At 45.5% G+C, this 25,404-nt stretch carries 23 protein-coding genes; 8 read left to right on the plus strand and 15 right to left on the minus strand.

All coding sequences use genetic code 11. From position 1 onward, the window contains the following. Positions 1-103 precede the first annotated feature (103 nt). On the minus strand, positions 104-1,135 hold the full coding sequence (locus MDMS009_RS02135) for a helix-turn-helix domain-containing protein (RefSeq protein ID WP_008290241.1): 1,032 nt from the start codon (positions 1,133-1,135) through the stop codon (positions 104-106). Positions 1,136-1,241: 106 nt separating this feature from the next. On the opposite strand from MDMS009_RS02135, the gene MDMS009_RS02140 reads away from it, so the two are divergent. Further along, complete coding sequence (locus MDMS009_RS02140; protein ID WP_008290222.1) at positions 1,242-1,736, plus strand: hypothetical protein; 495 nt, start codon at positions 1,242-1,244, stop codon at positions 1,734-1,736. 52 nt (positions 1,737-1,788) lie between these two features. On the opposite strand, the gene tyrS is transcribed toward MDMS009_RS02140, so the two are convergent. Continuing rightward, positions 1,789-2,988 carry a tyrosine--tRNA ligase gene (tyrS, locus tag MDMS009_RS02145; RefSeq protein ID WP_008290248.1) on the minus strand — a complete coding sequence of 400 codons (1,200 nt, stop codon included), beginning with the start codon at positions 2,986-2,988 and terminating at the stop codon, positions 1,789-1,791. A 130-nt stretch (positions 2,989-3,118) separates the two neighbouring features. Between tyrS and MDMS009_RS02150 the strand changes: the two genes are divergently transcribed. Both MDMS009_RS02150 and MDMS009_RS02155 read left to right on the plus strand, forming a co-directional pair. Then, complete coding sequence (locus MDMS009_RS02150) at positions 3,119-4,687, plus strand: peptidoglycan DD-metalloendopeptidase family protein (RefSeq protein ID WP_043887831.1); 1,569 nt, start codon at positions 3,119-3,121, stop codon at positions 4,685-4,687. Positions 4,688-4,715: 28 nt separating this feature from the next. Continuing rightward, on the plus strand, positions 4,716-5,816 hold the full coding sequence (locus tag MDMS009_RS02155) for an anhydro-N-acetylmuramic acid kinase (RefSeq protein ID WP_237700453.1): 1,101 nt from the start codon (positions 4,716-4,718) through the stop codon (positions 5,814-5,816). Here the strand turns inward: MDMS009_RS02155 and gcvH are convergent. The 4 genes from gcvH to glgC are packed head-to-tail and all read right to left on the minus strand — an operon-like array spanning position 5,792 to position 10,563. Next, positions 5,792-6,175 carry a glycine cleavage system protein GcvH gene (gene gcvH, locus MDMS009_RS02160; RefSeq protein WP_008290237.1) on the minus strand — a complete coding sequence of 128 codons (384 nt, stop codon included), beginning with the start codon at positions 6,173-6,175 and terminating at the stop codon, positions 5,792-5,794. The genes MDMS009_RS02155 and gcvH overlap by 25 nt on opposite strands. After that, positions 6,175-7,623 (minus strand): 4-alpha-glucanotransferase, encoded by a 1,449-nt coding sequence (gene malQ / locus MDMS009_RS02165; protein ID WP_008290227.1) that lies wholly within the window; start codon positions 7,621-7,623, stop codon positions 6,175-6,177. The genes gcvH and malQ overlap by 1 nt, the downstream gene beginning before the upstream one ends. Beyond that, positions 7,623-9,269, minus strand: a complete 1,647-nt coding sequence (locus MDMS009_RS02170; RefSeq protein ID WP_237700454.1) for a glycoside hydrolase family 57 protein — start codon at positions 9,267-9,269, stop codon at positions 7,623-7,625. The genes malQ and MDMS009_RS02170 overlap by 1 nt, the downstream gene beginning before the upstream one ends. Positions 9,270-9,294: 25 nt before the next feature. Continuing rightward, on the minus strand, positions 9,295-10,563 hold the full coding sequence (gene glgC / locus MDMS009_RS02175; protein WP_008290223.1) for a glucose-1-phosphate adenylyltransferase: 1,269 nt from the start codon (positions 10,561-10,563) through the stop codon (positions 9,295-9,297). A gap of 100 nt (positions 10,564-10,663) precedes the next feature. Between glgC and glgB the strand changes: the two genes are divergently transcribed. Then, positions 10,664-12,844, plus strand: coding sequence for a 1,4-alpha-glucan branching protein GlgB (gene glgB / locus MDMS009_RS02180; RefSeq protein ID WP_008290233.1), 2,181 nt, complete (start codon positions 10,664-10,666; stop codon positions 12,842-12,844). A 2-nt stretch (positions 12,845-12,846) separates the two neighbouring features. Then, the gene (gene ppk2, locus MDMS009_RS02185) at positions 12,847-13,629 is read left to right on the plus strand and encodes a polyphosphate kinase 2 (protein WP_043887832.1); all 783 of its coding nucleotides are present in this window, start codon (positions 12,847-12,849) and stop codon (positions 13,627-13,629) included. Here ppk2 and pgi read toward each other — a convergent pair whose 3' ends face one another. Genes pgi through ndk form a run of 7 tightly spaced genes read right to left on the minus strand, consistent with a single transcriptional unit; the run spans position 13,630 to position 20,918 of the window. Further along, complete coding sequence (gene pgi, locus MDMS009_RS02190) at positions 13,630-15,267, minus strand: glucose-6-phosphate isomerase (protein WP_036315378.1); 1,638 nt, start codon at positions 15,265-15,267, stop codon at positions 13,630-13,632. A gap of 30 nt (positions 15,268-15,297) precedes the next feature. Then, positions 15,298-16,554, minus strand: coding sequence for a histidine--tRNA ligase (gene hisS / locus MDMS009_RS02195; RefSeq protein ID WP_008290236.1), 1,257 nt, complete (start codon positions 16,552-16,554; stop codon positions 15,298-15,300). A gap of 2 nt (positions 16,555-16,556) precedes the next feature. Further along, positions 16,557-17,681, minus strand: a complete 1,125-nt coding sequence (gene ispG / locus MDMS009_RS02200; protein ID WP_008290246.1) for a flavodoxin-dependent (E)-4-hydroxy-3-methylbut-2-enyl-diphosphate synthase — start codon at positions 17,679-17,681, stop codon at positions 16,557-16,559. Continuing rightward, positions 17,681-18,610: a helix-turn-helix domain-containing protein gene (locus MDMS009_RS02205; RefSeq protein WP_008290229.1), complete on the minus strand. Its 930-nt coding sequence runs from the start codon at positions 18,608-18,610 to the stop codon at positions 17,681-17,683. The genes ispG and MDMS009_RS02205 overlap by 1 nt, the downstream gene beginning before the upstream one ends. Continuing rightward, on the minus strand, positions 18,607-19,377 hold the full coding sequence (gene pilW / locus MDMS009_RS02210) for a type IV pilus biogenesis/stability protein PilW (RefSeq protein ID WP_008290225.1): 771 nt from the start codon (positions 19,375-19,377) through the stop codon (positions 18,607-18,609). Before pilW ends, MDMS009_RS02205 begins: the two co-directional genes overlap by 4 nt. Further along, positions 19,374-20,477: a bifunctional tRNA (adenosine(37)-C2)-methyltransferase TrmG/ribosomal RNA large subunit methyltransferase RlmN gene (locus tag MDMS009_RS02215; protein WP_008290240.1), complete on the minus strand. Its 1,104-nt coding sequence runs from the start codon at positions 20,475-20,477 to the stop codon at positions 19,374-19,376. The genes pilW and MDMS009_RS02215 overlap by 4 nt, the downstream gene beginning before the upstream one ends. 9 nt (positions 20,478-20,486) lie before the next feature. Next, entirely contained in the window at positions 20,487-20,918 is a 432-nt protein-coding gene (gene ndk, locus MDMS009_RS02220) for a nucleoside-diphosphate kinase (protein WP_008290228.1), read from the minus strand. Between the two features lie 172 nt (positions 20,919-21,090). On the opposite strand from ndk, the gene MDMS009_RS02225 reads away from it, so the two are divergent. After that, complete coding sequence (locus tag MDMS009_RS02225; protein WP_008290232.1) at positions 21,091-21,966, plus strand: NAD(+) kinase; 876 nt, start codon at positions 21,091-21,093, stop codon at positions 21,964-21,966. Then, positions 21,960-23,633: a DNA repair protein RecN gene (recN, locus tag MDMS009_RS02230; protein WP_008290219.1), complete on the plus strand. Its 1,674-nt coding sequence runs from the start codon at positions 21,960-21,962 to the stop codon at positions 23,631-23,633. Before MDMS009_RS02225 ends, recN begins: the two co-directional genes overlap by 7 nt. Positions 23,634-23,637: 4 nt before the next feature. Here the strand turns inward: recN and fur are convergent, their stop codons facing one another. Continuing rightward, a complete protein-coding gene (gene fur / locus MDMS009_RS02235; RefSeq protein WP_036315397.1) occupies positions 23,638-24,054 on the minus strand; it encodes a ferric iron uptake transcriptional regulator in 417 nt (138 codons plus the stop codon). A 78-nt stretch (positions 24,055-24,132) separates the two neighbouring features. Between fur and MDMS009_RS02240 the strand changes: the two genes are divergently transcribed. After that, on the plus strand, positions 24,133-24,726 hold the full coding sequence (locus tag MDMS009_RS02240; RefSeq protein WP_008290230.1) for an outer membrane protein assembly factor BamE: 594 nt from the start codon (positions 24,133-24,135) through the stop codon (positions 24,724-24,726). A gap of 48 nt (positions 24,727-24,774) precedes the next feature. On the opposite strand, the gene MDMS009_RS02245 is transcribed toward MDMS009_RS02240, so the two are convergent. Continuing rightward, the gene (locus tag MDMS009_RS02245; RefSeq protein ID WP_008290243.1) at positions 24,775-25,404 is read right to left on the minus strand and encodes a carbonic anhydrase; all 630 of its coding nucleotides are present in this window, start codon (positions 25,402-25,404) and stop codon (positions 24,775-24,777) included.

The raw sequence follows: 25,404 nt of genomic DNA on the forward strand, positions 1-25,404 counted from the left end.
TTACACCTAGCTGACTGATAACTTAGTGTTTTTTATTTTAGATAATAACGATTATTTCTTTCTTTACGGTTGTTTCAGCCGTTTAATGGTAACTATTCCGTTATCAGCGGACTAAGTTGAGCTGTTGTTGTCGGTATGCTCGTGGGGAAACACCATAACGGTGTCGAAATATACGACTGAAATGAGCCATATTGTTGAACCCACATTGCATCGCAACCTCAGTAATCGTCAGATTGCGATAAATAATGTTACTCAGGTAGCTTTGTGTTAGCGCTAACCGCTGCGTTGTGATGTAACGCATTAGTGATGTCTGTTCTTCATAAAACAAATTATTGATGTATCGGATAGACAGTCCAACACCTGCTGATACAGCCGCCGCATCCAGCGAACTCTCTTTTATATGTAGGTGAATAAATTGTTTTATTTGTAACAAAGCGAAATGACGGTGTCTGGATAGCGTTGATAATTCGACCTCATTTTCACTGAGTAATAAGGTGAACAAATCCAATATCGGATTGGAGAGTTGTTGAAAATGTACATCAGTCATTTGATCTAACTGCTGTACGGTCGACTGAATCATTGATGCGACAACAGCACCGATACCGCTGGCTGATGCTAACTTAGTCGCCGTTAACCTACCAACGTTGTTTAAACGCTTGTCGAGTAATGGTCGAGGTATTGAAATTAAAATCTTTGAAAATTGTTCTGGAATCGTAATGCGGTGTGACTGCGTTGCATCATAAAAACTCATCTCACCACCGTTTAGAAAGACTTCACGACCGCCCTGTTCTAATTTGTATTGCCCTGACGTTAGTAACACGGCGAAATAACAATCTTGTGCAATCTCTGTCGGTTCTTGATCCAAGCGTTCCAATGTGATGGCATTCGATTGGATGGGTGACAAGCGCATGTCCTGCTGCCATGGATAGATAAGCATATCGTTATACAAGGGCATAGTGTTTGGTGGCGTGATATCGACATTTGCATATTCTTTACCGATCACTTCTTTTAACCACTCAAGTCTTAGCTGCGACGGTAGCGTTTCAGTACAAAAGCGTTGACCGCCTAGCCGGGCTAAGCTTTTCTTCCTACTCTGTCGGTTAAATTCAGCCGTATGGCTATGAGTCAGTTGCATAAGACGATCACCTCTGGAGTCAAAAGATATCACCATTTGAGTAAAGATTCAGTACTGTATCCGCGCCATACTATTTCTGTTGATAACTATAACTACAGGAGAGAGTATGACTAATTCAACACATATGGGTAATGTCGTTTTGCTACGTGGCGCATGTCTTTGGCTTTTAATGGCATTGCTACTCGCTTGGAGTTTGGTCGGCCTCTACAATCAAGTCGACTTTTTTCAGGCGGTCTTCCCTGGCAAGCCCACCAGGGTATTACAGGCACATATTGATTTTTTGTTAATGAGTGCGTTGATACTGGGCTTTTATGCAGCGAAAGTAGGACTGGCTTGGCATGTTCGCTGGGCGATGGTGATCGGTGCGTTTACTAATTCCAGTTTGTTTCTGATCTATGCAATGTTTCCTGTTTTAGATCCCTTATCAGAAACATTCACGCCGGCTGGACTGTGGTTTGGAGTATTTAATTTCTATTTGTATTCAAGCCTGCTCATTACCAGTTACGGGTTTGGCAAAGGCGCCGTTATTATTTTCAAATCAACATTAGCTAATGACGTTGATGAAAAGAACTGTAAACGTTGTGGTCGATACCTTACTTGAATTGCTGAAATGCACCGCCAGATTGATGCAGTCTGGCGGTGTTCGTTATTAATTAGTTAGTTGTGATTTTGGCAAACTTTCTTTTGCCTACCTGAAAGATTCCTTCTACACCTGCTGCAATTAACAGTGATTTATCGGTGATTTTTTCACCATCAATTTTAGCTGCCCCTTGCTTAATCATACGCATCGCATCGGAAGTACTACTGCTGAGACCGGCTTCTTTTAATACATTCGCAATGGCCATACCTTCAACCCCCACCGTCAGAGTGACTTCTGGAATGTCATCAGGCAATTCACCTTTCTTAAACTGGTTTTCAAAGCCTTGGCGGGCATCAGTACCAGCCTGTTCATCATGGAAGCGAGCTACAATTTCTTCAGCAAAGTCCTTTTTGATTTCGATAGGGTTACGTCCCTGCTCGACATCCTGACGCCACTGTTCTATTTCTTTAATGTTTCTAAAACTTAGCAACTCAATATAACGCCACATCAAGTCATCAGAAATCGACATCAATTTACCAAAGATGTCTTTAGGTGAATCGTTAATACCAATGTAGTTGTTAAGCGACTTGGACATTTTCTGAACGCCATCCAAGCCTTCTAAAATTGGCATGGTTAAAATACATTGCGGTGCCTTGCCGTAAGCTTTTTGTAGTTCACGCCCCATCAGTAGGTTAAACTTCTGATCGGTACCACCCAGTTCAACGTCCGCATTCAATTCAACCGAATCGTAGCCTTGTATTAAAGGATAAAGGAATTCATGAATCGCAATTGGTTGATTACTGGTATAACGCTTGTGGAAGTCGTCACGTTCGAGCATCCGCGCTACTGTGTGGTTTGACGCTAAACGAATCATATCGGCTGAGGACATGTCGTTCATCCAATGCGAGTTGAACACAACCTCAGTTTTTTCTCGATCCAAAATCTTGAAAACCTGCTCCTGATAGGTCACAGCATTTTGTTTTACCTGATCTGGTGTAAGCGGCTTACGCGTGACATTTTTGCCTGTCGGATCACCGATCATGCCGGTAAAGTCTCCAATCAAGAACAGAATGTGATGACCAAGGTCTTGGAACTGTTTCAGTTTATTCAACAAAACGGTGTGTCCCAGATGCAAATCTGGCGCAGTAGGATCAAAACCAGCCTTGATACGTAGAGGCCTGCCCGACTCTAATTTCTCGACCAGTTCACTTTCTACTAAAATTTCTTCAGCACCACGGCGAATCTCAGCCATCGCCTCTTGTACAGGGATCATCTACTGCTCTCCGACTTTATTAGATAATTGGCGGGCAATATTATCACAACAAGCTGGAATTAAGGGGTTCCAATTCTTATCAAATACTGCGAGAATTGGATGAATTTATAATTTAAGCAAGAGTTTGCATATGAAACGTAATAGACTTTTGAACTCATCGCCAAAAGCACGGCTGTTCACAAGCGAAAAAACACCCCATAGCAAACGACGTCATCTTCTCGCTTTATCCATGCTTTCTATGGTTGGCGTTTTTCTGACGACCATCGTATTGGCAACCAGTACTCCCGTCAGTACTGAAACAAAATCCCAGTTACTCAATCTGCCAAACCAAAACGCTCAACAGCAAGAACAATCTAAGGCGGTAACTGAAAAACAACCGTTGACACTCAGCTTGGCTGAGCCTGCCAGCTTACCAGAAGTTAATGCGCCGGCTGTCCAGCGAGTCCCAGTCCCTAATCAAATTGAAGCCAAGATTGCAGAACCAGACGAAATTGAACGAATTCATCTGAAACAAGACAGTCTCGATGTCACAACCGAAACTGATATTACTGTGACACCCGCTGCCACGGCTGTCACTGAAGATATCAACCTGAACTGGCAAGAAGTCACAGTGAAAGGCGGTGATAATCTGTCGTTAATCTTCCCTCGTGTCGGCCTATCGGCTCGCGATGTGTATAACGTTGCACAGACAGAAGACATCAAGCCATTACTGAATCTTAAACCCGATCAGACTTTACGCTTTGGTCTCAGAGAAACAGAAGATAAAACACAACTTCAGCAGCTCGAACTTCAGCTCAGCCCTGTTGAAAAACTGCAACTGACCCTCACGGAAAGTGGGTATCAAGCTCAAACCGAGACACGTGAAACTGATAAGCGTCAAAAACAAGTTGCCGGTCAAATTGAAAGCTCTCTTTTTGAAGCGGGCCTCATGTCAGGCATGTCTGACAAACTGATAATGGAACTCGCACATATTTTCGGCTGGGATATCGATTTCGCATTGGATTTGCGTCAAGGTGACAACTTCAAAGTGATTTTTGAAGAATCCTATCTGGATGGTGAAAAGTTTGATGATGGTGATATTCTTGCGGCTGAGTTCACTAATCGGGGCACTACGTTCCGTGCAGTACGCTACACTGATGCAGAAGGTAATAGCCATTTCTACGCTCCAACCGGTGACAGCATGCGTAAGACCTTTACCCGTACACCGGTACATTTCTCGCGTATCAGCTCACGATTCAATCCCAACCGTAAACATCCCGTACTGAAAACCAGCCGTCCTCATCGTGGCGTTGATTATGCAGCGGCAACAGGGACACCCATTTTAGCAACGGGCGACGGTAAGGTCGATTTCATCGGCACAAAAGGCGGTTATGGTCGAACGGTTATCTTGTCACATGGTGGCAAATACACCACGCTGTATGCACATATGTCTCGTTTCAAAAAGGGCATGCGAAGCGGTCAGCGTGTCAAACAAGGTCAAACCATCGGCTATATCGGCAGCAGCGGTCTGGCAACAGGTCCACACTTACACTATGAGTTCCGTGTTAACGGCGTCCACCATAACCCATTGACAGTGGCACTGCCTAAAGCGAAACCCTTGAATGCAAAATATATGGCTGACTTCCAACAAAAATCACAACCATTGCTGGCACAACTGGATGCATTACAATTGCCTGCCTTGGCTCTAAACCAACCGTAACGCTTTTATGTCGCTATATATCGGTGTCATGTCAGGTACAAGCCTGGACGGGATTGATATTGCAATCGTTGATATCAACGATAATCAAATCTTGTTACGAGCTGCAGAAACGTACCCTTTCAGCCCAAGCCTTCGTAAAGACCTCTATAGTCTGATCAATACCGGTCGAGCTCATCTGCAACAGCTTGGCCAGGTTGATATGGCATTAGGCCATGCATACAGCGAAGCCATACTTCAATTACTGGCAGAAACAAACATTGCACCAACAGACATCAAAGCGATTGGTTGTCATGGCCAGACAATCTACCACGCACCTGATGCTGCCTACCCGTTTAGCATGCAAATTGGCTGTGCCAGTGTTATTGCTGAACTGACAGGCATCACCACCATTGCAGATTTTCGCCAACGGGATATGGTGTTGGGTGGGCAAGGTGCACCGTTGGTTCCGGCTTTCCACCAGGCGCTATTTCATAACCCTGACGAAGACACTGTTATTGCAAATATCGGTGGCATCAGCAACATTACTATTCTACCTGCTGATAAGCGTCAGCCCGTATTGGGCTTCGATACAGGTCCCGGTAATGTGCTACTGGATCAATGGTATCAGCAACACCACAGAGCGATGTATGACGAAAATGGGCGCTGGGCACGCGATGGCAAAGTCGATACCGAATTACTTAATCTCTTGCTCGCAGATCCCTTCTTTATGCAACCGCTTCCTAAAAGTACCGGTCGCGAACACTTCAATCTGACATGGCTTACAAACACACTGGTTGCGTTTGATAAACCGATTAAAGCCGAATCAATACAAAAGACCTTGTTACAACTAACAGTCAGATCGATTGCTGATGCAGTGAAGCAGTATGCAGAAAATGCCAGTAGTTTATATGTTTGTGGCGGCGGCGCTCATAATGAGGTGTTGATGCAGTCGTTGCGTGATGAGCTCACCAATATCAAGGTAAGCAATACCGTAGACTTAGGATTAGCACCCGATTGGGTTGAAGCCTGTGCGTTTGCTTGGCTGGGGATGCAAACGCTTCATCACCAGTCCGGCAATTTGCCCGCTGTGACAGGTGCAAGCAAGCCGACTATCCTCGGGGCGATTTACTCGTCCAGTGAAGCATCGTAACCAAAGCTATCCATCAGACTCTCTAATGATGCGTCGTCATCTGGTGCCACTTTAAATATCCAACCGTCACCAAATGCATCCTGGTTAATCAGTTCTGGACTATCTTCTAACTCTGTATTAACGGCGAGAATGGTGCCACTCACTGGCATATGAATATCTGAGGCGGATTTGACTGATTCCACAAACATGCATACATCACCTGCAGCAAACTGCGCGCCTGGCTGAGGCAATGACACATAGACGACATCGCCTAACTGATCTTGAGCGAACTCAGTGATGCCTACAGTAAGTTCACTATCGTCTTCACTCACCCACTCATGAGTGGGAGCGTAACGCAAATGATCGGGGTTCGGTTCCATTAGACTCGTCCATATAAATCATTCAGTGCTTTCAGTTTAGCAGGAATCGCATCAGGCACCATATCCCAACTAAAACGCCAGCCCCAGTTACCTTCTATCGTTCCGGGTACATTCATTCTATGCTCAGCACCCAACGCAAGTAAGTCCTGAAATGGTACAACAGCAAGCTCGGAGACAGAGCTTAATGCTGAGCGTATAAATAGCCATGGCATTGCTTCTGAGGTCTCTCCCATGTAGGCATGCATATGCGCTTTTACATGTGGCTCCAGCGCTTGATACCAGCCTAACGTAGTATTGTTATCGTGGGTACCCGTATAAGTCACACTATCTTCACACTGTTGATGTGGTAAGTAAGGGTTACTGGCATCGCCACCAAAGGCAAATTGCAAAATCTTCATGCCCGGCATGCCATACTTTTCTCTAAGTGATGTGACTTCATCGGTGATGATGCCTAAATCTTCAGCCACCAATGGTAATTCGCCAAAAAGTTCTAACAATCTGTCAAATAACTGTTCACCCGGCGCAGTTACCCATTGACCGTCTATCGCGGTCTCACATGAAGCAGGGATTTCCCAGCATGCTTCGAAGCCCCGAAAGTGATCAATACGTATTAGATCAAATAATTCCAACTGGGTTTGCAGACGTCGTCGCCACCAATCAAAGTTCTGATCAATATGTTTCTGCCAATCGTACAGTGGGTTTCCCCAGCGTTGCCCTGTTTCAGAAAAGTAATCAGGTGGCACCCCCGCTACGCGTGTCGCTTGGCCAGTGTCATCCAATGTAAATAACGCCCGCTCTGCCCACACATCAGCACTGTCATGAGCGACAAAAATAGGCATATCACCAAACAGTTTCACGCCTTTGCCATTGGCATAGTCACGCAATTGATGCCATTGCCGAAAAAAGATAAATTGCTCAAACCGTCTAATCTGTAGCGCATTTTCACGTTCCGTCGTGACCTTTTTCATCGCTTCCGGATCGCGATCACGCAGCTCAGGCGGCCAATCAAACCACGCCCTAGACTGATTCAAATGACGAATTTCACGATATAAAACATAGTCATCCAACCAGTATTGCTGTTGAACACAAAAATCTTTGAAGGCTTGTTTTTCTGCCTCATCCGCGTGCAGATCAAACTGTCGATACGCATTGGCAATCAGTCTCGACATTTTGGGATCGCTGATGGTTTTAGCTTCTGCCCAGGGTTGCGCTTTAAGCATATTCCGGCATATCAATCGGTTATTCCCAGCATGGGCAGACAGACACTGATAAGGGGAGCGATCATCATGCGTTGGTCCCAGCGGCAGCATTTGCCAGACTGACACACCCGCTTCCGCTAAGAAATCCACAAAGCGATAGGCATCAGCTCCCATATTACCTGCTGGCAGACTCGTTATGTGGAGTAAAACACCGGTCCGTCGTTGTTCAAAAATATCGGCTTGTTTCATCAGCCGCCACGTCGCATAGTGCCAGCCTGTTCTATACCGCCACCACCTTGGGAAACGACTTCGGATAATCGTTGTGGAATTTCTTCACCCAGCATTTGGTATAGATTGGATAAATGTAAGCGATACAAGCGTTCAAAATCGCTGACGCTGTCAGCAGAGTTATAATCACCAAACCACCAGAACCAGTCTGATCCCTCACAAATAGCCAACTGTCTTTCTAATGCTTGTTTAGTTTCAGTATCAAAATCCTGTGTTGCCATCACTTTATCAAACGTTTGTTTAGCTTCACTTAACAAATCCCATCCACGGTTTTTATCTGGATCACCAATCCAGGTGGAATAGGTCCCAAACACCCAGCTGCCTCCCATCATCTTGGGCAATTTCGCTGGCAATACACCATTGTGCAGCGTTTCAGTAAATGTCGTTAACTCTATCTCAGGGTGGTCCTGTAGTCGCTTGTATAGGCTTTGCAGAAAGTAATAGCCGTTATAGGAATAATATTCCCATGCATTTTCACCATCCAGAATTACTGACACCACGCGATCATGATCACCTTCCGTGTTCTTTTTGATATTCAGTAAATGATGGATAAAGTCATTCACCGCATCGTCAGCGCCCCATTTGGTGTAGGTAAAGCCAATCATGTCGGATAGACCATCATCGCGATAAAAACAGGCTGGGCTTGCCCCTGGCAGCTTGTATGGCTTATGAATACTTGCCCCTTCAAGGCCAGATAGTTTCAAACTATTGCGCAATACATTCTCGCCTGTCGCCGCCCATTCAAAACCATGTTGTGCGATAAGCTTCAGGGTCGCTTCTGATACTGCCCCCTCTGATGGCCAACAGCCTTTAGGTCGGAAACCAAAGAACGATTCGAAAACACGAAGCCCCTCTTCCATATGCCAGTGGGCTCGTTCTTCACCGCCCGGATAGTTTGTAATTTCTGGTAATGCCGCTCCCGGCATCGCTTCATGGGTTGAATTGATATCCAACAACAATGGCACAATAGGATGTGCATAAGGTGTCACAGAGAGCTCTACTCGTCCGGTTTCAGCCAAACGTCGATAGCGTGGAATCAAATCGTGTAATAACTCACCAATCACAATCATTAACTGACGGCGATCATGAAAATTAAATAAACGTCCCTTTTTCATCAGCGCTTGGATACGTACATCACCGCGTCTGACAGATTCAGCCATCCACACCAAGTGGTACCAAACCAGAATATCGATCATGAACTGGTCGTTTAAATAGTTGAGACGTTCGGGCTCCTCAAGTGACCAGCGGGCCATCTCTACAAGACGTGAAAAATGTGGAAACGGTTGAATCAATTTTTCATCATTAGCCCGCAAACACGCCATGATCAACGTTTTTCTTTCTTCCACATGAACCGGTTGAACCGGCGAATCCAAAGCAATCAGTAAGGGGTCTTTTAACCGTCCTGTGCCTTTAAAACGGCCTTTTAACTGCTCATCATAATCTGCTAACTGCTCTAGCAACGTGGGGGCAAAGTTGACCACTGCCTTGGCGCCTGGCACATTTTCCAAATGCCAAGCCATATCCACATAGTCTTTTATTGCGTGAAGGTAAGTCCACGGCAGCTGATACATGCCACCCATTGGCTCACTGTATTGTGGCTGGTGCATGTGCCAGCACAGGACAAGCTTGAGTTTATCTGACATAGCGATAGTTTTGTCCTAACATTTCAGGTGTGACGAGCACCACCCCATTGGGTGATACGTGATAGCGCTTAGCATCTTGCTCTAAATCTTCACCAATGATTGTGCCTTCTGGAATCACACAGCCTTTATCCACGACGACTTTTTTCAGTCGACAATTGCGTCCGACATTCACATCCGGCAGTAATACACTGTCTTCCACTAGTGAATAACTGTGTATCTCAACGTTTGAAAACAGTACTGAGTGCCTCACCGTTGAACCAGAAATAATGCAACCACCTGACACCATAGAATCAACGGCCATGCCTCGGCGATCTTCATCATCGAAGACAAACTTGGCAGGTGGCTGCTGTGCCTGATGCGTCCAGATAGGCCACTCATCGTCGTATAAATTTAGTTCTGGGGTGACGCCAATCAATTCCAGATTCGCGGACCAGAAAGCATCTATGGTACCGACATCACGCCAGTAACCAGGATCATTGCCCTGAACATCTTTGTAAGGGAAAGCAACGACTTTGTAGTTTTGTATTAAGCTGGGAATGATGTCATGGCCAAAATCATGGCTCGACTCTTTTGTATCGGCATCTTTGATTAACTGCTCGTACAAAAAAGCGGCATTGAAAACATAGATACCCATTGATGCCAACGCTACATCATCACGACCAGGCATTGGAGTTGGGTTATCAGGTTTTTCATCAAACGCTACGATGCGTCTATTAACATCTACTGACATCACGCCCAATGCTTTTGCTTCATCGATTGGCACTTCAATACAGCCAATTGTCATATCAGCATTTTGAGCGACATGTTCGGCCAGCATATCACCATAGTCCATTTTGTAAATATGATCGCCTGCCAGAATAAGGACATATTCCGGGCCATGATTACGTAAAATATCGATGTTCTGGTAAACAGCATCGGCGGTACCGGCATACCAGCCCTTTTCATTTCGTTGTGACGCTGGCAAAAGCTCAACAAATTCGCCCAGAGCACCACGCATGAAGCCCCAGCCCTGTTGAATGTGGCGGATAAGTGAGTGCGCTTTATACTGCGTCAGAATACCGACCCGGCGAATGCCTGAATTGACACAATTAGACAACGGAAAGTCGATAATACGAAATTTACCACCAAATGGGACAGCAGGTTTAGCACGCCAGTCGGTCAGTTGCTTCAACCTTGAACCGCGTCCGCCTGCTAAAATCAAGGCAAGGGTGTCAAGTGTGAGTCGACTGACAAAACGCGTACTGTTGTTTTCACTCATATTAGATTCTCCGGCATGATGCCCTATGATTTGTGGTGTAATACTGTTAGCCTGCCACAAGCGCCTTGCGGACAGCAATTAAAAAATTTCACGGGATATTATGACGATGATTTTTGACAAGAATTTGAAACACGACATTATAAAAATCATAGAGGCTCGTCATCACGATCCGTTCAGTATACTTGGCTATCATGACAGTGATAATAAGGCCACAGTCCGCGCATTTTTACCCGATACAGAACACGCTAGTATCAATGATAAATTCACTATGACGCGTGTCGAAGGCACAGATTTTTTCCACTGGTCTGGCGAAAAAACTGATATCCAATGGCCTTATAAAATTCATCGTCTCACTCACGCTGGTGAACAACTGGCTTTTCACGATCCATACAGCATCATGCCGCAAATCTCAGAGTACGATCTGCATTTGTTTTCCCAGGGCAAACATTGGCATGCCTATAAAATGTTGGGCGCACATCCTCACGAGATAGAGGGCATAAAAGGGACCTTATTTGCTACTTGGGCTCCCGGCGCGGAACGTGTCAGCGTGGTTGGCAACTTCAACCAATGGGATGGACGTCGCCACCCCATGCGGGTTCGTGGCGGTACTGGTGTTTGGGAACTCTTTATCCCTGAAATTGAAGCCGGTGAATTATATAAATTTGAAATACGTAACCGTGACGATGGTTCGCTTCACCTCAAGATGGATCCGTATGGTCAGCAATCTGAGCTGCGTCCGGGAACAGCCTCTATTGTTACAAAACCTACGAAGCATCACTGGCAGGATGATGACTGGATGGACTCGCGTGAACACGCTGACTGGTTGCATGAACCTCACTCCGTGTATGAAGTTCACATGGGATCATGGAAACGCCACCATGATGGCAGCTTCTATAGCTATCGTGAATTAGCCGATGATCTTGTGCCTTATGTCAAAGAAATGGGGTTCACCCATATCGAATTATTACCCATAACAGAACACCCTCTGGATATTTCCTGGGGATATCAAACGACCGGCTACTTTGCACCAACCAGCCGTTTTGGCTCACCCGATGAGTTTCGTTATTTTGTCGACTGTTGTCATCAACACAATATTGGTGTGTTACTGGATTGGGTACCCGGCCATTTCCCGAAAGATGCCCATGGTCTCGCCAAATTTGATGGTACTGCTTTGTATGAACATGCAGACCCTCGTCGTGGCGAACACCAGGACTGGGGCACATTAATTTTCAATTACGGACGCAGTGAAGTATTTAACTTCCTGTTATCCAGTGCTTTTTATTGGCTGGAAGAGTTCCATATTGATGGTCTTCGCGTCGATGCCGTGGCCTCTATGCTGTACCTCGATTACTCACGAGAAGAGGGGCAATGGTTACCAAATGAACATGGTGGCCGTGAAAACTTAGAGGTGATTGAGTTTTTAAAACACGTCAACTCTGTACTTCACAAAGAACATCCCGGTTGTATTATTGCTGCCGAAGAGTCCACCTCCTACCCAATGATTTCACGGCCAGCACATATGGGTGGTTTAGGCTTTTCAATGAAATGGAATATGGGTTGGATGCACGACATTCTGGAATATTTCCAGCAAGATCCGATTCATCGTCGCTACCATCATGACTCACTCACTTTTGGCCTGCTTTACGCCTTCACGGAAAACTTTATTCTGCCGTTCTCACATGATGAAGTGGTACATGGAAAACGTTCCATGATTTACAAAATGCCGGGCGATGAATGGCAACGTTTTGCTAACCTGCGCCTGTTGTATACCTTCATGTTCAGCTATCCCGGTAAAAAACTTTTGTTTATGGGCTGTGAGTTTGGTCAAGGTAGTGAGTGGAATTGTGAGACTGCTCTGGATTGGTATGTACTTGACTACCCGAGTCACCAAGGTCTAAAAAAGCTGGTTGCAGATTTGAATGCGGTATATAAGGAAACACCAGCATTACACGCCCATGATTTCGACCCGCATGGTTTTGAGTGGATTGATTGTAATGACCGTGAACGTTCTATTCTCAGTTACTTACGTAAAGATGGTAATAGCTTTATTGTCAACGCTTTCAACTTCACTCCTGTTCCACGTGAAAAATACCGTATTGGTGTTCCAGAGTCGGGCAGCTATGAAATTATCATTAACTCCGATTCCGCTTATTACTCAGGTAGCAACGTCCACAACGAAGCGGTGATTAATAGTGATGATATTGCATGGAATGACAGGCCGTTTTCGATTGAGGTCAACCTGCCACCGTTGTCAGGTTTGATTATAAAGAAACAAATCTAGCCATGGCAAAAACGAGAAAGCTCTCTCGCAAAGACTATGAAAAACAGCTAGCGCTGTTACAAATAGAGCTGCTTAAAGTTCAAGAATGGACAAAAGAGACGGGACAACGGATTCTGATTTTATTCGAAGGGCGCGATGCATCAGGAAAAGGTGGCACGATAAAACGTTTTATCGAACATTTGAACCCACGTGGAACCCGTGTAGTTGCATTAGAAAAGCCGAGTAATACCGAACAGACACAATGGTATTTCCAACGTTACCTAGACCATTTACCTAATGGTGGCGAAATTGTGTTGTTTGATCGTAGTTGGTACAACCGAGCCGGCGTTGAAAAAGTGATGGGATTTACCACAGAAGATAAATACCAACTGTTTCTAAGGCAAGTCCCTGCACTGGAGCAAATGTTAATTGATGATGGGATATGGTTGTTTAAGTACTGGTTTTCTATAAGCCGACAAGAACAGAAAGATCGTTTTGATGATAGACGAGAAAACCCACTAAAGCACTGGAAATTGAGTCCGATAGATATTTCTGCTCAAGAGAAATGGGATGATTACAGCGCCGCACGCGATGCCATGTTTGCCACCACACATACCAATCATTCCCCTTGGACTGTAGTGAAGTCAGACAATAAAAAAGCAGCACGAATCAACTGTATAAGCGATTTCCTACGGGCACTGCCGTATTCAGACAAAAACCCTGAGTTAGTTGAGAACGTTGATGAGGATGTGGTGTTTTCACCAGCTTACCCGGCGTTGAAACGCCGGGCAGCTGACAAAAAGTGATTAATGACGTAAGTCGCGGATCAGTTTAATCAGGTTCGTGGTCGAGCTATCATGTTGTGATATTTCTGAGCCATCAGCTAAATCAGGAACGATGGCTTTAGCTAGTTGTTTACCTAACTCCACGCCCCATTGATCAAATGAATTGATATTCCAGATAACACCTTGAACAAATACTTTATGTTCATACAAGGCCACTAATTGTCCCAACATTTCTGGCGTCAATTTAGGGAATAACAGGACATTGCTAGGACGATTGCCTGGGAAGACTTTGTGTGGCAACAAGGCTTCGAGCTCTTTTCCTTCGTAGCCCTCTTTCACCAACTCAGAACGGACTTCTTCCGCTGTTTTACCTTTCATCAATGCTTCTGCTTGTGCTAAGCCATTAGCCAGCAAAATAGACTGATGATCACACTCAGGGTAATGGCTATTGACCGGTAAGACAAAATCGACCGGAATCAATTGTGTGCCTTGGTGAATCAACTGGAAATAGGCATGCTGGCCATTGGTCCCCGGGGTTCCCCAAATAACAGGACCTGTTTTATAGTTGATACGGTTACCTTCACGGTTAATGAATTTACCGTTACTTTCCATATCCAATTGTTGCATATGACTTGGAAAGCGCGCCAAAGAATGATCATAAGGCACGATCGCATGTGTCTGAGCACTGAAGAAATTGATATACCAAACGCCCAAAAGTCCCATAATGACCGGAATATTCTCGGCAAAGGGCTGATTACGGAAATGCTCATCCATCCGATGACCACCATCCAAAAGACGTTCGAAGTTATCCATGCCAGCATACAAGGCAATGGGTAAACCAATCGCACTCCATAACGAGTAACGGCCGCCAACCCAGTCCCAAATTTCGAACATATTAGCTGTATCAATACCAAATTTGGCCACTTCCTTGGCATTAGTCGATACAGCAACAAAATGTTTAGCCACATCTTGCTGCGACGCCGATTTCAAGAACCACGTACGCGCTGATTGCGCGTTAGTGATCGTTTCCTGAGTCGTAAAAGTCTTAGACGCCACTACGAATAAAGTGGTTTCTGGGTTCAGTTTTTCCAGTGTCGTACTGAGATCAGTACCATCTACATTGGAAACAAAATGAACGCCCATACCTTCGATGCCATAAGGCTCCAAGGCATCACAGATCATGGCCGGGCCGAGATCTGAACCGCCAATACCGATATTTACAATATCAGTGATTTTCTTATTCGTGAACCCTAGCCATTGACCACTATGAACCTGTTCGCAGAAACGACGCATTTTATCGAGAACGGCGTTCACTTCAGGCATGACATCTTTACCATCGACTATAACCGGCGTATTGCTGCGGTTTCGGAGCGCAGTGTGGAGTACAGCACGCCCTTCAGTGTGGTTTATGATATCGCCTTTAAACATGCGTTCAATCCAGTCTTTCAGCTCAACGGCTTCTGACAACTGGATCAATTTATCAATTGTTTCTTGAGTAATTCTGTTTTTGGAGTAATCCAATAACAAATCACCACTTTTCACAGAAAAACGCTCAAACCGATTCGAATCCAACGCAAACTGTTCACGCATGGACACGTATTTCAGATCTGAGTAGTGTCTAACCAGAGACTGCCATTCAGGTATGTTCAAAGGTGTCATAGTTCTTTTATATCTTTGTATTACTTATAATTATTGACTCAGGTACGCTGCCAGATCGTACCAGCTGATGGTTTCCTGCTCGCCGGTTGCCATGGTTTTTACACCAATGCTCTCGTTGTTTACTTCTTCTTCACCCAGAATCAGTGTCCAGCGCGCACCACTCCGGTCAGCCCGTTTGAATTGGCTTTTAAAACTACCACCACCGCAGTGGGTAATCAACTTCAAAGCCGGTAATTGATCACGCAGCGCCTCAGCTAATAAAGGCGCCTGTATCGCTGCAGCATCACCGACTGCGACTAAATAGGCATCGGTTTGAGCTATCTCAGGTAAGGCATCAGTGGCTTCCAAGAGAGCAATCAACCGCTCCAAGCCAATTGCAAACCCGATAGCCGTGGCATCTTTGCCTCCCAGTTGGGCGACCAAGCCATCATAACGACCACCTGCACAGACAGTGCCTTGTGATCCAAGCTGATCAGTTACCCACTCAAACACGGTCTTGCTGTAATAATCTAAGCCACGTACTAAACGCGGGTTAATCTCATAGCGAATACCGACTTTGTCTAATGTATGACAGAGTTGCTCAAAATCAGCTTTTGACTCCGCATCCAAATGATCAATAAGTTTAGGTGCCGCTTCATTCAAAGCCTGCATCTCAGGATTTTTACTATCCAAAATCCGAAGTGGATTGCTGTGCAAGCGACGTTGGCTATCTTCGTCTAATTGTTCTTGGTGCGCTTCAAAATACTGAATCAGTTCTTCGCGGTAAGCGAGTCTCGCTTCGGTACTGCCGAGTGAGTTTATCTGTAAGCTAATACCGGTAAGACCTAGGGCTTTCCAGAGTCTCGCCGTCATCATGATCATTTCAGCATCAATGTCTGGACCACTGAAACCGTAGGCTTCAACGCCAAGTTGATGGAACTGACGATAACGCCCTTTCTGCGGACGCTCGTGGCGGAACATCGGGCCCATGTACCACAATCGTTGCGTCTGGTTGAGCATGCCGTTTTGCATTGCTGCACGCACACAGCCAGCGGTGCCTTCCGGTCGTAATGTCAGGCTATCTCCGTTACGATCATCAAAGGTATACATTTCCTTTTCTACGATGTCAGTAACTTCACCAATAGACCGCTTGAATAGCTCTGTTTTTTCAACGATAGGAAAACGGATTTCCTGATAGCCATAACCGCTAAGTACGGTTTTCATGGTGCCTTCAACTGCTTGCCAATAGGGCGTGACCTCGGGGAGTAAATCGTTCATACCCCGAATCGAACGAATAATCTCTGCCACGATTAACTGATTTCCTTTATCGGAATGACTTTATCTGGTTCTGATTGTTGTTGACGCACCGCAATACGGTTACGAATTTCTTTTTCAAGCTCATCGACAAGTGATTCATTGTCAACTTTATGATTAGGCTTACCATCGATATAGAGCAAGTTCGGTGTTCCACCTGTCAGGCCAATCGCTGCTTCTTTGGCTTCACCTGGACCGTTAACAACGCAACCAATCACGGCAACATCCATAGGTTCGAGAATGTCTTCCAAACGAGCTTCTAAGGCATTAACCGTGGAAATAACATCAAACTGTTGTCGTGAACAAGACGGGCAGGCAATAAGGTTGATCCCCTTATTACGTATACGCAGGCTTTTAAGAATATCAAAGCCGACTTTGATTTCTTCAACCGGATCGGCAGCCAAGGAAACGCGGATTGTATCGCCAATGCCTTCAGCCAATAACATGCCTAAACCAATAGAGGATTTAACTGAACCTGAGCGTAAACCACCTGCTTCAGTGATGCCTAAATGCAATGGCTGTTCAATTTGATCAGCTAATTTGCGATAAGCATGAACAGTCATAAACACATCTGACGCTTTCAAACTCACTTTAAAATCAGGGTAATTAAGCCGATCCAAAATATCGATATGGCGTAAAGCAGACTCTACCAATGCATCAGGAGTCGGTTCACCATATTTCTTCTGTAGTTCTTTTTCTAATGAGCCTGCGTTCACCCCGATACGAATGGGGATGCCATAATCACGCGCCTTATCTACCACGGCACGGACGCGATCTTCTCGTCCAATATTGCCCGGGTTGATACGCAAACAGTCCACGCCCAACTCAGCTACTCGAAGTGCGATTTTATAATCGAAATGAATATCCGCCACTAACGGAATAGACACTTGTTTTTTGATCTGACCAAAGGCTTCTGCGGCATCCATCGAAGGCACAGAAACACGCACAATGTCAGCGCCAACATTTTGTAGCGCTTGGATCTGCGCCACCGTTGCCGCAACATCTGTGGTTTCAGTATTTGTCATGCTTTGTACAGCAACCGGGGCATCGCCGCCGACTGGCACATTGCCGACCATGATTTGACGCGATTTTCTGCGTTTGATGTAAGTTGGTGATTCCATTAGGATTCAACCCCCAAAGTTAATCGTGCAAGGTCGCCTTGCATATGTGGCGACAGGTCAACGGTTTGATTGTTAAAAGTCACTGAAGCCGCCTTGGCTCGTCCGAGTAAAATACTCAGTGGCTGATCACTTTTAAGTAATAAAGACTGATCGGCACGCATAACTTTACTCACCAAGACTTGTGAGTCTGCATTAGTGACTTCTACCCAGCACTCACCGCTAAAGCTCAGCTGTAATGTCGACTCTTCGGTTGAGACTGGTTCATTAGCTTGCTGGTCAGTTACCGTCATCTGACTATTTCTTTCTAGCGCAGCCGACGTGGAGCTCGCCACTTCTGTTGCTGTGATTTCATCCAGGTTATTAGCTGATATACCTAACTGCTCAGCCGTTTGCTCTGCACTGGAAATCATGGGCTGATTGGGTGATTCAATTGCATCCGAAGGATCTACGATACTGGTGCTGAAGTTATCCGCTTCCTCAACATTATCGCTCTCTGCCATTGAGGCTTGCTGCACTACCTGAGTTTGCTGCCACTGCTGGAATGCCAACCAAATAACGACCATAACAGTCGCAATCAACGCCAGCATAAACCAGGGGAACTGACGATCTAGTTGATCATGACCGTGTTGAAATAAATTCAGGCTGGGTTCGCTGGTTTGATATTCGTCATTAAAAACAGCCAGCATTTCATCAAAGGGTAAACCAAGAAACTTCACATAACTGGCAAAATAACCCCGTGCATAAGTTCGACCATGGAGTTTGTCCCACTGCTGGTTTTCCATATAAGTGACGATGTCTTTGTTTAAGCGCAGTTGGGCTGCTACCTCAGCTACCGAATACTTTTTTGCTTCACGTGCTTGCTGAAGCCGTGAACCAATAGTGGGAGATGTTGTTGCTACAGTAGCGTCATCGGAATGGCCGTCACTCATGAATCAATCAACCCTTGGTTAACCATCTGCATTTCATCTGAGTCAGGAAAACGTGAACGTAAAATCAGGCTGTAACTCGACACAGCGTCTTGATCATTCAATTTGTTTTCCGTTTTTATTGCTAAAAACAGTGACTGGGGGGTCCAGCTAGATGCTTGTTGATAGCGTTGAATATAGGCGCGTGCTTGTAAGTAGCTTTGTTGCTCATAGCTAATAGTCGCCATTTGCAATAGTGATTTTGTCAGCGTTGGCTGGATCTGCAAAGCCTTACGAAAATAAGACTCGGCCTTCTCTGTATCAGGAATACGGTTTACACATAAACCGGCATTTTCAAGCGCCATCGCTTTACTGTTGTAGAGTGGATTTTCAACGGCTTTAAGGAATCGTGTCTCAGCATCCTGATAACGGCCTTGTTGGCAAAGAAAAACACCAAAATTATTCTGGGCTTCTGAGTACTCTGGCGCGCGTTCAACGGCTTCAAGAAAATGTGCTTCAGCTTTATCATCTTCACCTAACCGCTGATGCAACAATGCAATCGTGTTATGAGCACTCGGCAAATTCGGGTTTTGTTTTAACGCTTTTTGCAGCTTCTCTAACGCTATGGCGTAATCACCGCGTTGCATATAGTTTAGGCCTAGGCGCATATTGATTTCTGCCGCCTTGGGATCCGGTGCCACATACTCAGGTCGTGTTCCACCTGTTGTGTTACAGGCTGTCAGCGCCAGAATCACCACCATTAATACCCAACTTTGCACGCCTTTGCTCATCGGTGAAATACAACCTCCTGCTGTTTAGCCATACGTTCGGCACGACGTGATTTATCCTGCACCTCGCCAGCCAATTGCCCACATGCAGCCACGATATCATCACCACGGGTTTTGCGTACAGTGGCTACCATGCCCTGTTCGATAAGGTAATTTTGAAATCGTTTTATTTGATTACGCGATGAACAGGTGTAATCGGTGCCCGGAAACGGGTTGAACGGAATCATGTTTATTTTGGTCGGTAAATCTTTCAGTATCCGAACCAAATCCTTGGCATCCTGCATCGAGTCATTAATACCATCCAGCATCACATACTCAACGGTTATATGACGACGCTGTTGACCGACGACATAGCGTTTGCAGGCGGCCAGCAACTCTTTGATAGGGTATTTTTGATTAATGGGTACGATTTGGTCACGCAGTTCATCATTAGCTGCATGTAGAGAGATAGCCAGGCTGACATGACAGTCCTCACGCAGCTTATCAATCATCGGCACAATACCAGAGGTACTTAACGTCAAACGACGCCAGGAAATACCGTAGCCATAATCATCACGCATTAGGTTCATCGCCGTAACAACATTGTTATAGTTGGCAAGGGGTTCACCCATTCCCATCATCACAACATTAGTCACCACACGATTGCCTTTAGGGTCTTTGCCTAAAGCTTCATTCGCAATCCATAGTTGCGCGATAATTTCAGCAGCATCCAAATTGCGGTTAAAACCTTGTTGGGCGGTAGAGCAGAATGTACAGGTCAAAGCACAACCCACTTGCGAAGATACGCAAAGCGTTCCCCTGCCCCCTTCGGGTATAAACACTGTCTCTATCGCATTGCCACAAGACAGCTTAATAATCCATTTCCGTGTACCGTCAGTAGAAATATGTTCATGCAGGACTTCCGGTAAACGAATGTCTGAAACGGCTTGTAACTTTTCACGTAATGCTTTGCTGAGATTAGTCATCTCGGCAAAATCTACTACACGATATTTATGAATCCATTGCAAAAGCTGACGCGCACGGAAAGGTTTTTCGCCGAGTTCGACGAAAAACGCTTCCAGACCTTTGAGGTCCAACCCAAGTAGATTCGTGCTTTGTGTCATAGCTATCTCTTAGCGAGTACGTGCACAGACTTCGCCGTCAGCGAAGAAATAAGCAACTTCACGTGCTGCACTCTCAACAGAGTCAGAACCGTGCACGGCATTTTCGTCGATGCTTTGAGCAAAGTCTGCACGGATAGTGCCCGCGTCTGCTTCTGCAGGGTTAGTTGCACCCATCAGATCACGGTGAGTCAATACGGAATTTTCACCTTCTAATACCGACACTGTCACGGGACCTGAGGTCATGAAGCTAACTAAGTCATTGAAGAAAGGACGTTCTTTGTGTTCGGCATAGAAACCTTCCGCCTGTTCCTGTGTCAGATGCATCATCTTTGCAGCAACAATCTTCAGACCAGCTTTTTCAAAGCGCGTGTAGATCTCACCGATGACATTTTTTGCAACTGCATCAGGTTTGATGATAGAAAGTGTACGTTCGATCGCCATTTCATTCCTCTGTGGTTAAGTTTAAGTACAGTAAAATCCATATATTCTATCATTTCTACGACGGCGAATATCAATGTTGTCAGATAAATCAGCAGAAAAGAGTTTTTCCTTTGGATTTTATGGCAAAAGCATTACTATCAGATGACCATTTTGTAACGGACGGACGCTCACTTTGACTACCAACTCAACCTTTACACGCATCGGCTTATTTATCCGCAAGGACGATCCGGTGATGGAAAATGCGGTTGAGCAAGTCAATGCTTTTCTGATGGCGCAGAAGCTCAGCATCGTCTGTAATGAGCCGCTGAGCTTTTTACCTACACTCCCCGTTATACCTATCCATGAATTTCCACAACATTGTGAATTGACTATCGCTATCGGCGGTGACGGAACGCTTCTCTCTGCCTCGCGTGCGCTAGCGGGCACCAACATGCCTATTGTGGGTATCAATGTCGGTCGCTTGGGATTCTTGGCTGATGTGACCTTAAACAATCTGTCACAGCAATTGGGAGCCATTCTGTCAGGCCAGTACCGTGATGATAATCGCTTCCTACTTCAAGCCACCATCAAGGGGGCTAATAACCCCACCAGCATCGCAATGAATGATGTAGTGATTCATGCCCATCAGAATTTGCATATGATTGAGTTTGAAACCCACATCAACGGTAAATTCCTGAACAGTCAACGCGCCGACGGCCTTGTTGTTGCCACACCAACCGGCTCAACGGCCTACTCCATGTCAGCAGGTGGCCCTATTTTAGATGTTGACCTTGATGCCGTGGTTTTGGCCTCTGTCTGCCCACACACCCTTAGTAACCGACCTTTGGTTGTAGCCGCTAGCAGTAAAATTGACATTACCTTAAGTGAAAATAACAGCACAACAGGCATGGTCACTTGCGATGGTCGCCCGGGGCATCTTCTACAACCCGGCGATACTGTGACCATCGAACGCCATCAAAGTCAGATCCGGCTATTGCATCTTGAAGATCATGATCATTATTCTATCCTTCGAGCGAAACTGGAATGGGGTAGAAAACTAACATGCTGACAAGTTTAAGTGTGCGTAACCTCGCTGTCGTCGAGGACTTGGCTCTAACCTTTGATAAAGGTATGACCTCACTAACCGGCGAGACCGGTGCTGGTAAATCCATGCTGGTTGATGCACTCAGTCTGGTACTGGGAGATCGCGCTGATTCCAATATGATTCGTCATGGCGCCGAACGTGCAGAAGTTGAAGCCGACTTCAGTCTTGAACACAACAGCGTGCTGAGTAAGTGGTTAATCGAACAAGAGTTGGATGATGACGAACAATGCCACCTGCGCCGTACGATTAATCGCGATGGTCGCTCTAAAGGCTATATTAACGGCCGAGCTGTACCGCTCGTATTACTGCGTGAAATTAGTGAACGCAGTATCGATATTCACGGTCAGCACGCACATCAGTCGCTTGTAAGGCCACAAACGCAACGCGAAATTATCGATATTGTTGCTCAAAATAAACCCTTACTTGATGAATTAAAAACCGTACATCGCGAATGGCAGGCCTTACAGCAAGAACTTGAGACCATACAACAACGTTCTGATGAACAAAAAGCTCGCCAAGAACTACTGCAATACCAGGTGGATGAGCTTGACGCTCTGGCGCTTACTGAACATAGCATCAATGCCTTGCTCCAAGAACAAACTCAGCTCGCCAATGCCTCGCAACTAATTCTGGCAGCTGAGACAGGCCTTCAACGTATTTTTGATGATGAACAAGCTGCTGCTTACGATCAGATCAGCAGCACATTAACTGGGTTAGAAAAGTTACAGGATTTTGAACCGCGTTTCGCTAGTGCAGTGGAAACCCTGAATTCAGCCATCATTAATTTAGATGAAAGTGCAACTGAACTACGCCACTACTTAGATCATGTTGAGCTTGACCCCAATCGTCTCGATGACATCGAAACACAACTATCGCTATTACACGAACTAGCGCGTAAGCATCATGTCGAGATAGAGCAATTGCCTGCCCATTACCAGCAATTAAGTGATGAGTTAGCCACGTTATCAAGCAGTGAAATGCAACAGGCGCAACGCCGGCAGGCTGTGGAAGAGAAAGAAAAGATATGTCGTGCCTTATGTGAAAAATTACATCAGCGTCGAGAAAAAGCCGCGAAACCGTTGGCAAAACAAATTACCGACTCTATTCAGCAGTTAGCGATTCCAGCTGGCAGGATAGAAATTCAGGTTCAACGCTACAGTGATAATCGCATGACTGAAACCGGCGCTGATCAAATTCGATTATTAGTCGCAACTAATCCTGGTCAACCAGCCGGAGAACTGGTCAAAGTCGCATCGGGTGGTGAGCTCGCCCGAATCAGTCTAGCCATTCAAGTAGTGACGGCCGGTAAACGTAGCGTTCCGACCTTAATTTTTGATGAAGTCGATGTTGGTATTGGTGGCAGTGTAGCTGAAGTGGTCGGTCAGCACTTGCGCAAGCTGGCAAGCAGCCAACAGGTTATCTGTATTACACACTTGCCTCAGGTTGCCGCACAAGCGCATCACCAACTTCAAGTGAATAAGAAACACCTCAAAGACAGCACCCATATTGAAGTGGATAAGCTGGACAAAGTACAGCGTGTTGAGGAAATTGCCCGAATGTTAGGCGGCGTTAACCTGACCCAGAAAACCCGCTCTCACGCTGAAGAAATGCTGGATCAGGCACAACAATAGTCTTTTACTGCTCTTTTTGACACACCTTGCAAACGCCATAGATGTACAGACTGTGATCAGTCATTTCAAAGCCTTTCTCTTTTGCTATGGCTCGTTGACGTTGTTCAATCACATCATCCATAAACTCTTCAATGCGATTACAGCGGACGCAAAACAGGTGGTCGTGATGACTGCCGTCTTCTAGTTCAAACACGGCATGACCGCCTTCGATGCTGAGACGCGATACCAAGCCCGCCCCTTCAAACTGAGTCAGAACACGATAGACTGTGGCAAGTCCGATTTCCTCTCCCATCTCCAGTAATGCCTTGTAGACATCCTCAGCGCTCATATGTCGCAACTCAGATGTCTCGAGGATTTCCAAAACTTTTAATCGGGGTAATGTGACCTTAAGTCCGGCTTTTCTTAGATCTTGTCTTTCCATTATTATTGTTGCCTCGTAGAAATGCTGCGAATAGAGTATCATCGCAGACTGGTAATCAACTACAGAAATAAATACTAAATGAAAAGCTTCGTCGTTTACAGCCTTTCCTTGGCCGTTCTCTTATCTCTGTCCGCTTGCAGCACTGATAAAATCCCTGGTGTCTACCGTATAGATATTCAGCAAGGCAATGATGTTACGCAAGAAATGATCAATCAACTTGAGCCAGGCATGACAAAAAGCCAGGTTGCTTATGTCATGGGCACGCCACTGTTGATCGATACTTTCCACCCGAACCGCTGGGACTATATTTACAGCTCGCAACCGGGTGGCGAAGACCGTGAGCAACGCAGAATTACCTTATTGTTTGATGATGATGAAAAACTGACTCACCTTGAAGGTAATACTCGTACTGTTGCGAGTCGCGCGGATCTACCTGAACAAGAGCGTCAGGATAAGAATGTGGTTGTACCTTTAAGCGAAAAGAAAACCGGTTTCTTTAACGGCTTTATGAATTTTGTAGGTCTCGGTGGTGATGACGATGTGGAAATCATCGAAGACGATGATACTGACGAAGAAAATCTTGATAATAAAGCAGAAGCAGATAAAGCAATGATGGAAGATGCTGATGCTGAGCTAGAAAATAACAACGATACGGCTGATACAGAACAATAAAAAAAACGGGCGCTGTCTAGCGCCCATTTTTTTACCTTACCCTAGGTATTATTGAGGCTGCTCAAATTTATTCGACTCAGGGTTATAGCAGAGCAACTCGCCGGCTGCTAAATCAAAATACCATCCATGCAATCTTAACGAACCAGCCTCTACCCGCTCGCGAACAAAATCAAACCCCATCAAGTTTTGTAGCGATACCAGTATTGCTCGTTGTTCACAGGCTTTAAGCTGTACGGCATTACTCTCAGTTGCGTGATTGACCTTAACCCATTCTTTAGCCTCTTGCGCAATCGACACCCAGCGGTGAATAAACTGGGAATCATTTAAATCATCACTTTCCCATAAACCTTTAATGCCACCACAGTTGGCATGTCCCATTACAATAATACTTTCGACTTTCAATGCAGTAACCGCATATTCAATCGCAGAACTGGTGCCGTGATGGTGTTGATCTTCTTCACAGGGCGGAACAAGATTTGCCACATTACGAACAGTGAAGATATCACCGGGATCACAGTCGGTGAGAATCGCAGGATCAACTCTTGAATCACAACATGCCACCATTAATGTTTTGGCAGGTTGCCCTTCTTTCATGCTTGCATAAAGTTTTTTGTCATCACCAAAGTAGGTTTGTTTGAAGCGCTTAAAGCCTTCCAGGAGTGTGTGTGTATTTGCCAT

Origin of the sequence: Methylophaga thiooxydans DMS010, from assembly GCF_000156355.1 — a bacterium.
Classification (GTDB): Bacteria; Pseudomonadota; Gammaproteobacteria; order Nitrosococcales; family Methylophagaceae; genus Methylophaga; species Methylophaga thiooxydans.

Excerpts from the sequence above, each read along its gene's own strand:
- recN (WP_008290219.1), top strand. The coding sequence starts at position 21,960 with ATGCTGACAAGTTTAAGTGTGCGTAACCTCGCTGTCGTCGAGGACTTG.
- MDMS009_RS02155 (WP_237700453.1), top strand. The coding sequence starts at position 4,716 with ATGTCAGGTACAAGCCTGGACGGGATTGATATTGCAATCGTTGATATC.
- gcvH (WP_008290237.1), bottom strand. The coding sequence starts at position 6,175 with ATGGAACCGAACCCCGATCATTTGCGTTACGCTCCCACTCATGAGTGG.
- MDMS009_RS02140 (WP_008290222.1), top strand. The coding sequence starts at position 1,242 with ATGACTAATTCAACACATATGGGTAATGTCGTTTTGCTACGTGGCGCA.
- MDMS009_RS02205 (WP_008290229.1), bottom strand. The coding sequence starts at position 18,610 with ATGAGTGACGGCCATTCCGATGACGCTACTGTAGCAACAACATCTCCC.
- glgC (WP_008290223.1), bottom strand. The coding sequence starts at position 10,563 with ATGAGTGAAAACAACAGTACGCGTTTTGTCAGTCGACTCACACTTGAC.
- MDMS009_RS02170 (WP_237700454.1), bottom strand. The coding sequence starts at position 9,269 with ATGCACCAGCCACAATACAGTGAGCCAATGGGTGGCATGTATCAGCTG.
- glgB (WP_008290233.1), top strand. The coding sequence starts at position 10,664 with ATGACGATGATTTTTGACAAGAATTTGAAACACGACATTATAAAAATC.
- MDMS009_RS02240 (WP_008290230.1), top strand. The coding sequence starts at position 24,133 with ATGAAAAGCTTCGTCGTTTACAGCCTTTCCTTGGCCGTTCTCTTATCT.
- ppk2 (WP_043887832.1), top strand. The coding sequence starts at position 12,847 with ATGGCAAAAACGAGAAAGCTCTCTCGCAAAGACTATGAAAAACAGCTA.
- MDMS009_RS02245 (WP_008290243.1), bottom strand. The coding sequence starts at position 25,404 with ATGGCAAATACACACACACTCCTGGAAGGCTTTAAGCGCTTCAAACAA.
- fur (WP_036315397.1), bottom strand. The coding sequence starts at position 24,054 with ATGGAAAGACAAGATCTAAGAAAAGCCGGACTTAAGGTCACATTACCC.
- MDMS009_RS02135 (WP_008290241.1), bottom strand. The coding sequence starts at position 1,135 with ATGCAACTGACTCATAGCCATACGGCTGAATTTAACCGACAGAGTAGG.
- malQ (WP_008290227.1), bottom strand. The coding sequence starts at position 7,623 with ATGAAACAAGCCGATATTTTTGAACAACGACGGACCGGTGTTTTACTC.
- tyrS (WP_008290248.1), bottom strand. The coding sequence starts at position 2,988 with ATGATCCCTGTACAAGAGGCGATGGCTGAGATTCGCCGTGGTGCTGAA.
- MDMS009_RS02150 (WP_043887831.1), top strand. The coding sequence starts at position 3,119 with ATGAAACGTAATAGACTTTTGAACTCATCGCCAAAAGCACGGCTGTTC.
- ndk (WP_008290228.1), bottom strand. The coding sequence starts at position 20,918 with ATGGCGATCGAACGTACACTTTCTATCATCAAACCTGATGCAGTTGCA.
- pgi (WP_036315378.1), bottom strand. The coding sequence starts at position 15,267 with ATGACACCTTTGAACATACCTGAATGGCAGTCTCTGGTTAGACACTAC.
- ispG (WP_008290246.1), bottom strand. The coding sequence starts at position 17,681 with ATGGAATCACCAACTTACATCAAACGCAGAAAATCGCGTCAAATCATG.
- MDMS009_RS02215 (WP_008290240.1), bottom strand. The coding sequence starts at position 20,477 with ATGACACAAAGCACGAATCTACTTGGGTTGGACCTCAAAGGTCTGGAA.
- pilW (WP_008290225.1), bottom strand. The coding sequence starts at position 19,377 with ATGAGCAAAGGCGTGCAAAGTTGGGTATTAATGGTGGTGATTCTGGCG.